The following is a 14,463-nucleotide window of genomic DNA, read 5'->3' as shown; positions in this document are numbered from 1 at the left end:
TCAATTAGAACGATAACCAAGTTGATGAGTGCGATGCTCAAGTACCTCTCAGTTACTTGGATAAATAGCACCATCGCATTATGTCATGGATGAGATATGAAACTTAAATATTCCCTAATTACTGCCTGCTTATTTGCGTCTACTTCTTATGCGGATGAAGCCCCTAAAAACATCATCTACATGATCGGTGATGGCATGGGACCTGCTTTTACGACTGCATATCGTTACTACCACGATGATCCAAGTACAGAAGAAATAGAACCAACAGTATTTGACTCAATTTTAGTCGGTATGGCGAAAACCTATCCAGACGATGCTACTTATGTCACTGACAGCGCTGCGAGTGCAACGGCATTGAGCACAGGGGTCAAAAGCTACAATGGTGCGATTGCGGTTGATGCTGAGAAGAAGCCAATTAAGACAATGTTAGAGATGGCAAAAGAGCAGGGTATGACGACGGGGCTTGTCGCAACCTCGCAGATCAATCACGCTACCCCAGCGAGTTTTGCCGCACATAACGAATCACGCCGAAACTATGATGAAATCGCCAATGATTACGTCGACAATAAAGTGGATGATCAATTGCCAGTCGACTTGTTACTCGGAGGTGGTGTCCGTTATTTCGAACGAGATGATCGTAACTTAGTTGAAGAGTTTAAAGAGCAAGGGTATCAGTATATTACGGACTTCAAACAACTTCCGGCGTTGCAAACCTTACCTGCTCTTGGCTTGTTTGCAGATAAAGCATTTCCGTTCGCATTGGATGAAAACCCAACTCGATTGCAAGTGATGACCAACAAGGCGTTGTCCTTACTTCAACGCCAAGATAACGGCTTTTTCGTCATGATTGAAGGCAGTCAAATAGATTGGTGTGCTCATGCGAACGACATTGCATGTGCGATGGCAGAAATGAATGACTTTGCAAAATCAATTGAACTGGCAAAAGCTTATGTTGATGCTCACCCAGATACGCTTTTAGTCGTTACGGCGGACCACTCCACGGGTGGTTTAACCCTCGGCGCTAATGGTCAGTATTTATGGGATACAGAAGCGATTAAGGGCGTTCATACTACAGCGTGGCCGTTGGCGATGTCTTTGGCCAAATCTCACGATATGATCGCGACGTGGAATGAGTCCGTAGATTGGGCATTAACTAAAGATCAAAGCCGACAACTGGCATACGCAAAGTTGAGTGAAGAGCCAGCTAAAGCGCTTTACAAAGAAGTGAAGGATATTATCAATAAGAAGAGTTATACCGGCTGGACGACGAAAGGACATACCGCAGTCGATGTTCAGGTCTTCGCTTATGGTAAAGGCTCTGAGCAGTTTATTGGTTCGCAAAACAATACGGATATCGCTAAGAAACTAATCAACTTTATTCAATAATGGATGGGTGTCGATTGATAGCTTCTTGGGAGCGAAGTTGTTGTAAAGTTGATAGTTTTACGTGCTTCTTCATTTCTTAAAAAAAAATACCTCAGCGATTGCTGAGGTATTTTTTGATTAAAAGCCAACTTCTCTTGCTAGAGAATTATTGTGCACGGTATTTACCGCTGTTTAGTTCAATTTTAGACGCTTTTACGCGACTGTCAGCGTTCAGATAGTCACTGATGCCCAAAAGGTCTTGTCCTTCAGAGGCTTTGAATACCGCTGACTCGCCCTGAGCGAAAACAACTTCAAGTTTGAGTTCTTTTGCTACTGCTTTAGCGTCTGCTGGATTTTTTACCGTGACAAAGATAAGGCCGGTTGCTTTTGATACATTGCTAAATGCATTCTTAAACACCTCGTCACCTGCATGCAATTCAGCGGCTTCTGAAAGGTTGTCGACAGACAGTTTACGGTAATCTTGACCGTTAATTTCTACTGCATCAGACGCGATGAACAAGTCTGGTGTTGGTTGCTCCGCTAATTGTTGCTCTGCTTGTACGGCAGTTGCCAACGTTGATAGAGCCAAAATCGAAAATGTCATAAATTTCATGTGAATGACTCCTTAGTGACCAAAGATACGCATAGACCAGTTCTTGATAACGCCTGGCTTAGCATTGTTCGCCATCGGTACATCATAGATAGCTGAAGAATTGAAATATGCAATGAATGAGAACACTTCATCACCATTAGTATCGATAGCGCGTAGCGTCCATTCACCTTTCGCGTTTTCACCATAGAAGTGGTTCGAAAGCATCAGTTGGTTCTCGTAACCCGCAATGCTTGGATCCAGTGATTGTCCAACCAGACCGTTGCGAGGCGTTTGTAGAACAGAGCGAGTGCCTGATGGAGAGATCAGCTCGATTGCCAAATCTGGTAGACGTGAGTGCTCCAGTGTTAGCTTCACTTGAACCGATTCAACCGTAATGTCATCAGTAACAGCAATGGCTGATGCTCCGCCCGCTAGACTTGCGTCTGGAACACTGACTTCTGTCGAGTTGCTTGCCCAAGGCGTAATGATTTGTGCTGGCAGAACATTGTTTGTCATGCGTGCACGTTTCATTGCTTCGTCTAGGTTTACAGCACCAAAGCCATAGAACGTATGGAAATTAACGCCAGCTGCGTTCGTCTGCCATGGAGAAATCGCTTCATAGCTAACAACTTCGCCTTGATTATTGACGAACTCAAGTGGCACTCCTGGGTGATCTTCGTCTGTCACACTTGCTGTTTCTGCAAGTAACGCACGAACGTCACGAGCAGTCAGTGCGTGGTTAGTTGACATGATGGCAGCAATGGCACCTGAAGTGTTTGGCGCTGCAGATGAGGTGCCATTCATTGTGCTGGTGTAGTTACAGTTTGGATCTTGCTCTGTACCACCATGGAGACCGTTAATACCAAGATCAGCACTGGTGTTTTGACCTTGTTCACAACCCATCAAGTCGGTGGTGACCATTGCTGGGAAATCTTGACCGTATTCACCAGCAGGCGCTGCAACCCAAACGTTTGAACCCACTGAAGAGTAACTTGCGCGGGTACCATCAGCACGCAAAGCGCTGGTTACTAAGTTGTAGTAATTTGAGTTGTCATAAGACTGCACTGCGTTGTGCATAGGTAGTCCTTTGTTGCCACCGCCAGTAAAGAAGTCACCCGGTAATACAAAGAATCGACCCGTATTGAAGTAACGATAGCCGTTACCTGCTGATTTTACGAACACGGCTCCGCGACCCCAAGCGTTATTCTCGCTGACGTCTTTCATCACATCCACTTCCAATTTGAACTGTGGATCGTTTTCATCGAAAGCAATTGGGGAAAGAGGGCTAAAGCCGTAGCTTTGGTTGAATACACGAACATCGCTTGTTGACGCATCTGCACCGTGAGAAATCAACCAACCTTCAAGAGTTTGGTTTGCGAGCCAGTTAAAGCCCATAAGAGAAGAGCGAGAAGCGACACCGCGAACCCCTTCGCCATTGTTACCAACGGCACTGATCAGACCGGCAACCGCGGTACCGTGACCATTTGCGTCTACCGGATAATCAGATGGGAAAGGAGAGTCTTCGATGAAGTTTCGGCTACCTGTGACTACGTTACCTGCAAGATCTGGGTGATCGATCTGTACGCCTGAGTCAATGACCGCAACCTTAACGCCAACACCAGCAATGCCCATTGCTTGAGTGAGTGTTGTGTTTAGGTCGTTACCGGCAACCGCAGGGTTCGCTGCAAACGCAGTTTGTCCGGTGTTGTTTAGGTGCCATTGCTCAGAATAGAGCGGATCGTATGCCGAGACGGCAGGTGAAATGCCTACTGCTAGCATCGCAACGAATAGGCGATTAATGCGTGTTTCCATTTGTGACCTCATGTCTTTGTTTGGAATTTTTCTTCCTGTTCGGTACTCCTTTAAACAGGTCTAAACAAAGCTAGCGGTTAAAAATGGAGACGAAAACTGTTTACATCTTATTTACTTTTGTTTTTCGACGCACGACAGTATCTTAGTGTTAACCACTTGAAGGTACGTAAGATTCTAGATATTTGGTGAAAATATAGCGTGTTTGAAAAGCAGGAATATTAGTGTAATTTCCTGCTTTTTATGGAATGGGGTGATTTATATGGCAGGTTGTATGGTTGCCTCAGGTTCTGTAGGGGCTTTCTCTTTACGAGACAACAGACCGTCAACCACTTTCTCAATGTAGAGTTGCTTATATTGTTGGTCACACCAACGCTTGTTCAAACCTCGACGGTTGAACTCAGCACCAATCGCAACACGTGTTTGGTTTGAAGCGCGATTGTAATACAAGGTCTCACACAACTGCATGTTACTCATCTGTTGAGCGTATACGTTGACGCTGCTGCTTCTCATCCCAAGTTGTGCAGCTTGTTGGTTGCTGCATGCTGCTAAAAACAAAGGCGCAATCGCAGCAAAAATCCATGTTTTCTTCATTGTTCTGCTCTATGACGTCGAGTGAATCTTGTACTGGTTACGACCAGCTTGCTTTGCATCATACAGAGCTTGGTCAGCAGCGAAAAACCACTTATCCCACTCTTGTTTGATGGTTTGCGCGCTTAATTCATTAACCGCGCCAAGAGAGATTGTCGCGCCCATGGAGTCAGAGTCAACCTCTAGGTTGTTGTTTTCAACCGCAAGTCTCAAACGGTCCAATGTTTTTGCACAGTCGTCGGCATGGCTAATTTCGAAGAGAAGCACAAACTCTTCACCGCCCCAGCGAACCAGCAAGTCGCCAGAACGTGTCGCTTCATCGAGTATTCGTGCCACATGCATCAACATTTTGTCGCCCAAATCATGACCATATTGGTCGTTGAACACTTTAAAGTAATCAATATCGATGATCGCGAGAGCAAATCGACGACTTGGGCTTCTGCGCGCCATATTATCGAGCCAGTTCGGTAAGAAGCGGCGATTGTGTACCTTAGTTAATGGGTCCGTTGTGTTCTCTTGTGCAAGTACTTCATTGATTCGGTTCATCTGCCTGATATAACGGAACAACCAAAAACCAATGACGGCGACAACAAAGAAGTAGAAGATTTCGCGATAACGCTGCGACTCCAGTTCAGAAGCTTGCAAAGCATTCTTAGCCTCTAAAAGAGTCAGTTCTTTTTGTGCCAGTTTCGCTTCCAAATCGAGTTTGATATTAATCATCTCGTCGCCATGAATATGATTTTCAAAGCTCTTTTCTAGATTGCGGAGAAGCTCTAATGCGTTGAATGCTTCTTCGAAATGCTTAAGCTGTTGGTTTGCTCGGATAAGAACTAAATACAGATCCATTTTTTGTTTGGTCTCTGCACTTGCTGTTTCACTTAACCCTTCTAGGGCGAGATTTGCACTCTTTATCGCTTGCTCGAACTTACCATCTTGAAGATAAGCTTCTGAAAATGCTTCATAGCATGCTGCTTTCATGCCTTTTAGGTTTTGTGGATTGGGTAAATCTAAACAAGCTTGCGCCAACTGATAGGATTCTTCCATTTTCCCAAGCGTGCTGAGTAGCTGGGATAGGTTAGATACCGAGTTATGCTTAATTCTAACTGACCCTGTCGCCATTGATAGTTTGGCTGCTTCTTCGAAGTAACGCTCAGATTCCTCGTACTTTTCCATCCCAAAGTTAATGACACTCAAGTTTGCGTACATAATGGCTAAGAAAAGGCTATTGTCGTACTTCTCTTGGCTGTTTAAATAGCCTTTTAATGCTTGGTCTAGATAAGTCTTTGCACGATCCCAATCTGATAATTCCATATACAGAGAGGCAATGTTGTTGAGCGTCATCGCGATTTGAATTTCGAACTCTGAATTTTCCAACAAGTCATAAGCAGTTAGATAGTGTTTTAGACTTGTTTGTACCTGAGAGCGTTGAACTTCGGCATTTCCCAACCAACGGTAGGCGCGTCCTTGAAGGGAGTTATAGCCAATTTTTCGAGAGATATTAATAACGTCATGAAGAAGAAGTTCACCTTGCCAGACTTCATCGGCCTCCACCAATTCTACTGCTTGATTCAGTTTTGCCTCGGCAATAACCCACTGCAAATTATGAATGGTACCGAATTCGACTAGGTTTGGGATTTTAGGTAGAGGAACACCTTCATAACGCTCAAGATAAATACGAGCAAAATAATACAGAGCTTGGGATTCTGGTGAGGCGTCTTTAGGTAGTGAAAGTTCACTGGATTTAATTGATCGCGGTTTGCCGATGGAGTCAAAGTAGAACTCAAGCATCGGATAATCGTCTTTAGCGATATGGTGCCTTAGGTAACTCTCTTTGTTTGGTTGTTCAGAGGCAAAGCTAGAAGACAGACAAAGTGTACTTAGGACAATCGGAAAAATAGTTCGTAACGTTTTAAGCGGGAAAAGCATTAGTTTGGTGATAAGAGCTGACTCTTATAATTGAAACACATGTGAAGTCTATCACTTATTCTGAGTGATTACCCATAGATTTAGGCAGTCTATCTATGCTTGTAAAACCTTTATCAGATCAATGTTTGTAGAGGGTTGACATTACGGGAATTTAAAAAACGAAGGACTTTGGAGAAAGGAGAGAGTCGGCTGATGAACCCTAACCAGATACAAACGAACTGAAGTTGTTAGAAGCTTAAAAGAGGAGAGTGAGTTAGCAAACAAAGAGAGGGATCTGCCTTAAAAAACGGTTGATCTCTAAAATTTCATCTCGTTGTCATAAATATTTAATATTGCTATGTCTTGTGGAAAAAGGCGTTTTTAGACATAGTGTTATTAAGCCATGAAAAACTGGCTGTTCCCATCAAAAAGGAGATTGCCTATGCACAACGAAATGATTCAACCTTCTCGCTTCGGTATTATCGGTCGTACTTGTATTGCTTCAGTACTGATGATCGCAGGTGTTTTCACTCTCATTCAATGAGACAGTAACGAATCATCACTGATAAGAAAACCATAGCAAAATTCAGGGAATTACCTTAATAAAAAATAAGGTATTCCCCTGAAAATCTCGCCTAAATCTCTTTTCTTAACTCAACAAGCTAAAAACCAACGCACTTACTGCAACAATACCTGTCATTAGTACAAAGTATGTAGATGCTTTCCCACGATACTTCTGCAGCCCTTTCACTTTATATACCGCTAACATCGGCATAATAAATAAGATCATGGCAATGACTGGACCTGATAGAGCTTCCATCATGCCTAGTATGCTTGGGTTCATGATTGCTGCAATCCAAATAGACACAAACAGTACGACTACACTGATGTGATCAACACGTCGTTTTGGCATATCAGAATGCTTAGTGATCAAACCATTCAGGCTTTCGCGCGCGCCAAGGAAGTGACCAAGGAATGAAGAAGTAATGGCAACGAAGGCGACAAGTGGCCCCAAAGTTGCAATGAATGGGTTTTCTGTTGCGTTAGCTAAGTAAGACAGTACCGATACGTTTTGTGCTTTTGCTTCTGCCAATTGCTCCGGGGAAAGAGCAAGCACGCATGAGAAGACAAAAAGCAGCACAAATGCGATCAGCATAATGCTTGTGCGGCGCAAGATCAGCTCTGATTTTACATCGGCACCTTCTTCATAGTGTCGGCGTTGTGCATTCGCAAAACTTGAGATCGCCGCAGCGTGGCTAAATGAGAAGATGACGACTGGAATCGCCAGCCACATTGTGCTTGCGAAAGATGACATTTCTGGTGCATCCATCACTGGCATGCTCCAGTTTGGCATTAGATAAAATGAAAGAAACGCCAGAATCGCAACCAACGGGTAAACCATGATAGCGAACGCACGTAGCATCACTTTTTCACCCGCCATCATGATAGCAATCAAACTGAATACTAATACGCCAGATAGTAGGGCACGTGGCAGTGGCTCCATACCCGCTTGGTTGACCATAAAGCTGTCAACGGTGTTGGTAATACCTACGCCATAGATAAGTAGAATCGGGAAGATAGAAAGAAAATACAGCAGCGAAATCGAACGACCAGCTTTCGCTCCGAAGTGCTCTTCTACAACATCTGTAAAGTCTGCATTTTTGATTTTGGATGACAGCACAAAGCGAGCAAGACCTCGGTGCGCTAAGTAAGTCATTGGATAAGCGAGGATCGCCATAACAACTAAGGGCCAGAAACCACCGATGCCTAGATTAATAGGAAGAAATAGAATGCCTGCACCCACGGCAGTACCAAACAAGCTTAATACCCAGTGAGTATCATGTTTTGTCCAATTATTTGTTGTGTTTAATTCACTAAAATTTAACGTTTCTCGAGATTCTTTCACTTAAAACTCGCCTTTATAAAAATAATAATCGCGCGGATGTTATATGTTTTAGTGATTGTTATCACATTGGTGGAGTGGTGAATCATGCTGGTGAAAAGGCAGTGGTGTAAATTATCGAACCATGAAAATTTGCAAAAAGCGATATATAGTTTCAATTTTGCATATTAAAGCTGAAACTATATCGTGAAATTTAACGATTTTTTGGTTTTAGATGTTGTGGTTAAGCTTTGTTCGATAACTTTGTAAGGTAGTCATGTAAGGGAAGTGGCTTAGCAACACCAAACCCTTGAGCAAACTGAATATTTAGCGACTCTAGGGTGTCAATATGTGCTTGTGACTCCACAAATTCGGCAACGGTTACTAATTTCATGCTGGTGGCAACTTGGCTGATGGCTTGAACGATAATTCGGTCGTTTTCACTATCAACGATATTTTTTACAAAAGAGCCATCAACTTTGAGCACATCCAGTGGGAGGCGACGTAAATAGTCAAAACTGGCGTATCCGGTACCAAAGTCGTCCAATGCGATGGTCGACCCTGATGCGCGAAGAAGATCGAGATTGTGAATAGCGATGGGTTCATTGCGCAGCGCATCCGACTCGGTTATCTCAAAGCACAGTTTATCCATTGGTATATGATGCAACCTAGCTTCTGCCTGTATGTCTTCCGCCATCCCTTCATAATTGAGTGCCTTAGCGGTCAAGTTGATGGCACAGCGTCCAACAAGGTTCCAATCTTCCACTTGCGCCTTTAGTGCGCTGAACGTGTGTTCAATAACCCACTGATCTAATTCTAATTCGAGTCCAAACTCATTGATCAACGGGAAGAACTCAGCAGGTGACATGAGCTCACCTTGGTTTGGCTTTAACCTCAGAAGGATTTCGAAATGCGCGGCTTGAGGTGTTAGCGTCAGGGCGCGATACGGCTGACAATAGAGCTCAAACTGATTCTCACGAAAGCACTGTTGGATAAAGCTGAGTTGATTGAGTGTGTTAGATTGCTGGTGGTTGTGAGTTACCCAACTCACACAGCTTTGCTGATGAGCTTGTTGCTCACACAGTTTAGAGATAAGTGGGTCAAGGTTACTATTGCCAAAGATTGAAGCGCACTGAATCGTTCGTTTTACGAGACTAATAGCTTTGTCGTCGAAGTAAAAATAGAAGCTATCTAGTAGGCTAATCAGAGTATCGAGCTCTTTTTCCATGTTTGGTAAGCGGGGCGCGATGCAGAGTAAACCACTCGCAAAAGGAGGCAGGTAGGCGCGCTGTAAGTGCTCAGTATTTGATGCGAGATATTGACTGAGCTGTTTCATTAATTGCGCTCTACCATGATGCCCTAGACCACTTAGCTTCGACAACGTAGGCTCAAGGTCTATGTAAATCAAAGTAGCATTCGTGTGCTTTGCGACATCGTCTTTAAGTTGCGCGAGATTGTATAACCCCGTGAAGCTGTCGATACGCTCTTTACGAATGGCATTGCGTGTGGTGACGTAGTTTTTAATCGTGTGAGCGCCAAGCATAAACGTAAGCATGGTGAGAACAAACAACACCAAAAGCATGGCGTAAACTTGCTCTCTAGAGAGAATATCCGCGTTGAATCGTTTTATGATGCTTTCGATACAAATCAATAAAGTGGCGGCGCCTACCAACATTGGTCGTACCAAGCCAAACTTGCCTAACGCCATGCCTACCAGACAAAGCAAAATCAAACTCAAGGTGTTAAGTGTTAGTGGGTTAGTCGTTGACATAGCCGCCACAAGGAAAAGCGCACAAATCATCAGCCATAATCTGAAATGCAAAGGACTGGAATGTGCGTCCATCATGGCGCGGTCGAGCTTTAAATAGGGCGCATTATCGCCATCTAACACGTAGCTCAGTCCTAGGCTTAATAAAGGGGTCAGTACCATTTGCGTTAAAATCGCACTCAAAACCGAATAGGCGATAAACTCAAAAGAAAAATCTGGCGTTCCTCCAAGAAGAGCACTGATCATAAGCAAAAGTGCAGTGTTCGCTATTGGGTAAAGAATGCCGATTAAAATGGCGAAGTAACCTAACTTTAGTGTGAAGTTGTAAGCCAGTACACGCTTTAATGCAGAGCGATAAAGTTGGCAAAATAGTAATGGCAGGGTGGGCAAAAAGAAGGCAAATAACAGCGCCATCTCCCAAGGACGTTGGGAGAAGACGGTATAGTAAAATAGCAGGCTCGCGACAATGGTCGGCAATACTCGCCAACTGTATCTTAAGGTCACAGCAACGACAAAAGCGGCTGTGAAAGAGAGTACATGGACACGATCTTGCGAGATAACATAGAAATTAGACAGGCTATAACTGACTTGTATCGCGCAAAAAATTAGGGTTTGAATGCCTAAAAACTGCCACCACTTTTTATTTTTATAATCGAGCAAAGGGTTGATTTGCTCGAATCCAGACATCGACATTATTCAACTCTAATTATGACAACTTAATTGAAGCGCTGACGTAAACGCTAGCGGTACATTTTCGTAATGACTCGCTTGCTAATGAACCTGATTGCTCAATAAGGACGACTGCTTTCGTCTCGTTATTATTATTTTTGTATATAAGAGCGGCGATTATTCAACAAAAAACGACCAACAATCAAATAAAAACTGGTATGACGTTCCATTAGTTAAAACTGGCTCTCATCATCAAGAATTGGTCTGACCAAAGCAAAAAGAAGTATACCCAAGGAGACTCGCCCTTCGGGAGCATGTCATTGAGTTGATTTCTGCGTCACCCAACTTGATGACAACGCTCTGAACCCTGCATCTTGAAGTCACTTGGGTATATCAATGTGAACTGCATGAAATCGTTAGGTTTTATCGCGCTTTGCAACTATATTCACTCGGAGAGTTTTATAAGGAAACATTGCCAATGCAGATCACCTCAGTAGATAAAAATGATTTAGCAGCTCTATATACACTGGAGCACAAGTTATTTGGTCATCACGCTTACCCTCAATTTTTCTTTCGACAAGCATTTGATTGTTGGTCTCAAGGTTTGTTGGTGGCCAAAGAAGAAGGGCAAATAGCTGGTTATGTGCTGATGGCGACAAGTGATGAACAAAACACGCAATGGATTCTGTCATTAGCGGTAGATGCGACACACAGAGGCAAGGGGGTTGCGCGTTTGCTAGTGGATAAGGTGCTAAGTAAAGTTGAAACAGGCTCAGTAGTGAAGCTGACCGTTGATCCTGACAATATACCTGCCTTCAAACTGTACTCATCGCTTGGCTTTGTTGTGGTCGCGGAAGAGGATAACTATTTTGGCGATCAAGAACCGCGCTTGGTGATGCAATTCGCTCGCTAGTGCTGCACTTCTGTGAAACAAATCCGCACCTAATCAGTGCACAACCAAATATAAAGAGAAAACGGATCTTTATAACTTATTGAAAATGAATGGTATTCATAGTTGGCATTGGGATTGCAAATTAGATTGTGTTCATCGTTAACTCGATGCGCCGCTTTCCCTTAGCAGGCGGTTAAGCGGATAGGGTATTACTTTTTTGAGCTTTTATAGGCAATGCAGCCTCTCTCGTTTCGGGAGAGGTTTTTTTTCGCTTGTAGCTCGTCATTCTAAGGAAAGAATCAGGGGGCGGAATGTCGCAAGGATGCAAAAAAACCACTTGTCCCTATTGTGGTGTTGGATGTGGTGTCGAGGTCAATGCGAAAGGAATTGTTGGGGATGCGTGTCATCCGGCGAATGCGGGTTCATTGTGCGTAAAGGGTGTGGCATTGGCCGAAAGTTTAAATATGCCGTCACGGTTGTTGTATCCGAAATTTGTAAGTCCGGAGCGACCCCAGGGTAAGGAAGTACAGTGGCTGCAGGCGACAGATCTGATTGCAGAAAAGATCCACCAAGCAAAGGCGGAGTTTGGACCTGATTCCGTCGCAATGTACGTTTCTGGTCAGTTGCTGACAGAGGACTACTATATCGCCAACAAATTGATGAAAGGTTACGTCGGCAGCGCGAATATTGATACTAACTCGCGTTTGTGTATGTCTTCGGCGGTTGCAGCTCATGTACGAGCATTTGGTGAAGATGTCGTTCCCGTCAATTACGATGACATTGATAATACCGAACTATTGATTATATGCGGTGCCAATACTGCATGGACACATCCTGTGTTATTCCGCCGAATCCAACAAGCGAGAGAGAAGAATCAAAATTTAAAATTGGTGGTGATTGACCCTCGTGAAACGGTCACCGCGCAGCAAGCGGATTTGCATCTACCGATTAAAAACGATGGTGATGTGTCACTCTTCAATGGGTTGTTTAAGTTTCTTATTGAGCAGCAATACATTGATTCTCAATACATAAACTCCTATACCGACGGGTTTGAGGCGCTTGCAGAAGAAGTTTTTGATTTGCGTTACGATGTCACTAATCTGTCGTCTTCCATTGGTATTTCAGAAGAAAAGCTCACGACATTCTTCCAATGGTTCGCACAAAGCCCAACCGCAATCACGCTGTTTTGCCAAGGCGTGAACCAAGCTGAAAATGGTGTCGATAAAGGCAATGCCATTATTAATGCACACTTGGCGACAGGTAAGATTGGGAAAGCTGGTTGCGGTCCTTTTTCTATAACTGGTCAGCCGAATGCGATGGGTGGGCGAGAAGTCGGTGGATTGGCAAACCAGTTAGCGGTTCATCGCGCTTTTGACGCAGAGTCTATCAAGCAAGTGCAGGCGTTTTGGGATTCACCAGAGATTGCCACTAAGCCCGGATTAAAAGCCGTCGAGCTGTTTGAGGCGGTAGAGCGCGGTGAGGTTAAAGTTCTGTGGATCATGGCAACCAATCCAGTTGTGTCTTTGCCAGACAACCAATTGGTAAAACGTGCGCTAGAGATTTGTCCATTTGTGATTGTTTCAGATATCACAGCGGATTCGGATGTAGCGCATTACGCGAACCTGTTGTTGCCCGCCGCCGGGTGGGGGGAAAAGCAAGGCATGGTGACCAACTCTGAGCGTCGACTTTCAAGGCAGCGTCAGTTTCAAACACCTCCCGGTGAAGCAAAATCGGATTGGTGGGCGATAAACCAAGTTGGGCAAGCTTTGTGTGAACTAGAGAAGACCAAGAGTGGTTTTGCATTTACCTCAGAACACGCGGTATTCAGGGAGTATGCGGCGATGACAGGCATGAATGCAGATTCGCCATTGAAGCTAGATCTTTCTCAACACGCGAACTTAACCGAGCAAGAATACGAAGCTTGGAAGCCTACTCAATGGGGAGGAGTACGCCCTTTTTCTGATGGCGTCTATTCACACCCAGATGGAAAAGCGCGTTTTGTCGTGACCAGCGAATTGCCTCAACGCTTAGAGAGAACAAAAGACTGGTGGCTAAATACGGGCAGACAACGCGATCAATGGCATACCATGACGCGCACAGGGCATATCGCACACCTTGCCGCCTCTGAATTAGAACCAACCGTGTACATGAACACACTCTCTGCTACTCAAAGTCGCTTAAAAGCAGGACAACTCACCAAGCTGTTCCAGCCCACTTCAAACACCAGTATTTATGCCAAAGTTGCCATTGATGAAGGTTTAGGTTTTCAAGAGCTGTTTATGTCAATGCACTGGGCGGGACGATATGGCGGTGAAAGCAGTGTTAACGCGATAGTAAACAGCGCAAAAGACCCTATTTCTGGGCAGCCTGCGTTTAAGTCGTCTTATGTTGAGGTGCAAGATGCAGCGGTAAAAACCTACGGTATGTTCATCGGTACACAGTTTGATTCCGGTAAATTTCTCTACAGCGCATTTCAAGCAGAAAGCAATTTGGGCATTTGGCGCTTTGCACACGATAAGCGACCAAAGAAGCAGAGTTTTTGTCGAACGGAAAAGAGCCGCAGAATTACGATAGATATTGCCCAAGGTTGGCTAGCGGTTGATTACGACCTTGTTGGAGACGTTCGTATCATTCGCTCTGTTTTGGTGGTGTCTTGTGAACCGATTCAAACCGACTACACGAACTTTACCGGCTTGATTGGCAAACCGATGGAGCTATCGCAACTGCTTACCATCACTCAATCGCAAAGCTGCGCCAAACTGGTTTGTAGTTGTTTCCGCGTCACCGATAAACAAATACATGACGCGATGGAGAAACAAGACTGCACTTCATTGACCCAACTTCAAAACAAACTCAAATGCGGTACTAACTGTGGTTCGTGCGTTTCTCAAATCAAACAAATGATCGACAGCCATCAGCGTCAAAAGGGCAAACAGCAAGCGAACCAGCAAAGTCTGGCTATTCAAATAAAGTAAGTCACAAAGAGGATA

9 protein-coding genes are annotated in these 14,463 nt (G+C 44.3%); 3 read left to right on the top strand and 6 right to left on the bottom strand.

The window, feature by feature from the left end:
* Nucleotides 1–96: 96 nt before the first annotated feature.
* On the top strand, nt 97–1,386 hold the full coding sequence (locus OH459_RS24095) for an alkaline phosphatase (RefSeq protein ID WP_029790729.1): 1,290 nt from the start codon (nt 97–99) through the stop codon (nt 1,384–1,386).
* A gap of 145 nt (nt 1,387–1,531) precedes the next feature.
* Here the strand turns inward: OH459_RS24095 and OH459_RS24090 are convergent, their stop codons facing one another.
* The 6 genes from OH459_RS24090 to OH459_RS24065 all read right to left on the bottom strand — a co-directional run bounded on the left by OH459_RS24090 (nt 1,532) and on the right by OH459_RS24065 (nt 10,605).
* Nucleotides 1,532–1,978: a hypothetical protein gene (locus tag OH459_RS24090; RefSeq protein WP_005450111.1), complete on the bottom strand. Its 447-nt coding sequence runs from the start codon at nt 1,976–1,978 to the stop codon at nt 1,532–1,534.
* Between the two features lie 12 nt (nt 1,979–1,990).
* On the bottom strand, nt 1,991–3,769 hold the full coding sequence (locus OH459_RS24085; protein ID WP_269989082.1) for a S8 family peptidase: 1,779 nt from the start codon (nt 3,767–3,769) through the stop codon (nt 1,991–1,993).
* A 255-nt stretch (nt 3,770–4,024) separates the two neighbouring features.
* Complete coding sequence (locus tag OH459_RS24080) at nt 4,025–4,360, bottom strand: hypothetical protein (protein WP_005450107.1); 336 nt, start codon at nt 4,358–4,360, stop codon at nt 4,025–4,027.
* A 9-nt stretch (nt 4,361–4,369) separates the two neighbouring features.
* Nucleotides 4,370–6,283, bottom strand: coding sequence for a tetratricopeptide repeat-containing diguanylate cyclase (locus OH459_RS24075; protein ID WP_005450105.1), 1,914 nt, complete (start codon nt 6,281–6,283; stop codon nt 4,370–4,372).
* 628 nt (nt 6,284–6,911) lie between these two features.
* Nucleotides 6,912–8,168 carry an aromatic amino acid transport family protein gene (locus OH459_RS24070; RefSeq protein WP_269989079.1) on the bottom strand — a complete coding sequence of 419 codons (1,257 nt, stop codon included), beginning with the start codon at nt 8,166–8,168 and terminating at the stop codon, nt 6,912–6,914.
* A 220-nt stretch (nt 8,169–8,388) separates the two neighbouring features.
* Nucleotides 8,389–10,605, bottom strand: coding sequence for an EAL domain-containing protein (locus tag OH459_RS24065; RefSeq protein WP_050937915.1), 2,217 nt, complete (start codon nt 10,603–10,605; stop codon nt 8,389–8,391).
* A 454-nt stretch (nt 10,606–11,059) separates the two neighbouring features.
* On the opposite strand from OH459_RS24065, the gene OH459_RS24060 reads away from it, so the two are divergent.
* Nucleotides 11,060–11,494, top strand: a complete 435-nt coding sequence (locus tag OH459_RS24060) for a GNAT family N-acetyltransferase (RefSeq protein WP_172580980.1) — start codon at nt 11,060–11,062, stop codon at nt 11,492–11,494.
* Between the two features lie 290 nt (nt 11,495–11,784).
* Complete coding sequence (locus tag OH459_RS24055) at nt 11,785–14,448, top strand: nitrate reductase (protein WP_269989075.1); 2,664 nt, start codon at nt 11,785–11,787, stop codon at nt 14,446–14,448.
* Nucleotides 14,449–14,463: the final 15 nt, after the last annotated feature.

It is taken from the genome of Vibrio sp. MM46 (assembly GCF_027587135.1).
GTDB classification, from domain to species: domain Bacteria; phylum Pseudomonadota; class Gammaproteobacteria; order Enterobacterales; family Vibrionaceae; genus Vibrio; species Vibrio harveyi.
The sequence above is the reverse complement of the archived record's forward strand: the minus strand, read 5'-3'. Positions and strand labels throughout refer to the sequence as shown.

Coding starts and splice junctions, on each gene's coding strand:
- OH459_RS24060 (WP_172580980.1), top strand. CDS start 11,060: ATGCAGATCACCTCAGTAGATAAAAATGATTTAGCAGCTCTATATACA.
- OH459_RS24095 (WP_029790729.1), top strand. CDS start 97: ATGAAACTTAAATATTCCCTAATTACTGCCTGCTTATTTGCGTCTACT.
- OH459_RS24075 (WP_005450105.1), bottom strand. CDS start 6,283: ATGCTTTTCCCGCTTAAAACGTTACGAACTATTTTTCCGATTGTCCTA.
- OH459_RS24085 (WP_269989082.1), bottom strand. CDS start 3,769: ATGGAAACACGCATTAATCGCCTATTCGTTGCGATGCTAGCAGTAGGC.
- OH459_RS24065 (WP_050937915.1), bottom strand. CDS start 10,605: ATGTCGATGTCTGGATTCGAGCAAATCAACCCTTTGCTCGATTATAAA.
- OH459_RS24055 (WP_269989075.1), top strand. CDS start 11,785: ATGTCGCAAGGATGCAAAAAAACCACTTGTCCCTATTGTGGTGTTGGA.
- OH459_RS24090 (WP_005450111.1), bottom strand. CDS start 1,978: ATGAAATTTATGACATTTTCGATTTTGGCTCTATCAACGTTGGCAACT.
- OH459_RS24080 (WP_005450107.1), bottom strand. CDS start 4,360: ATGAAGAAAACATGGATTTTTGCTGCGATTGCGCCTTTGTTTTTAGCA.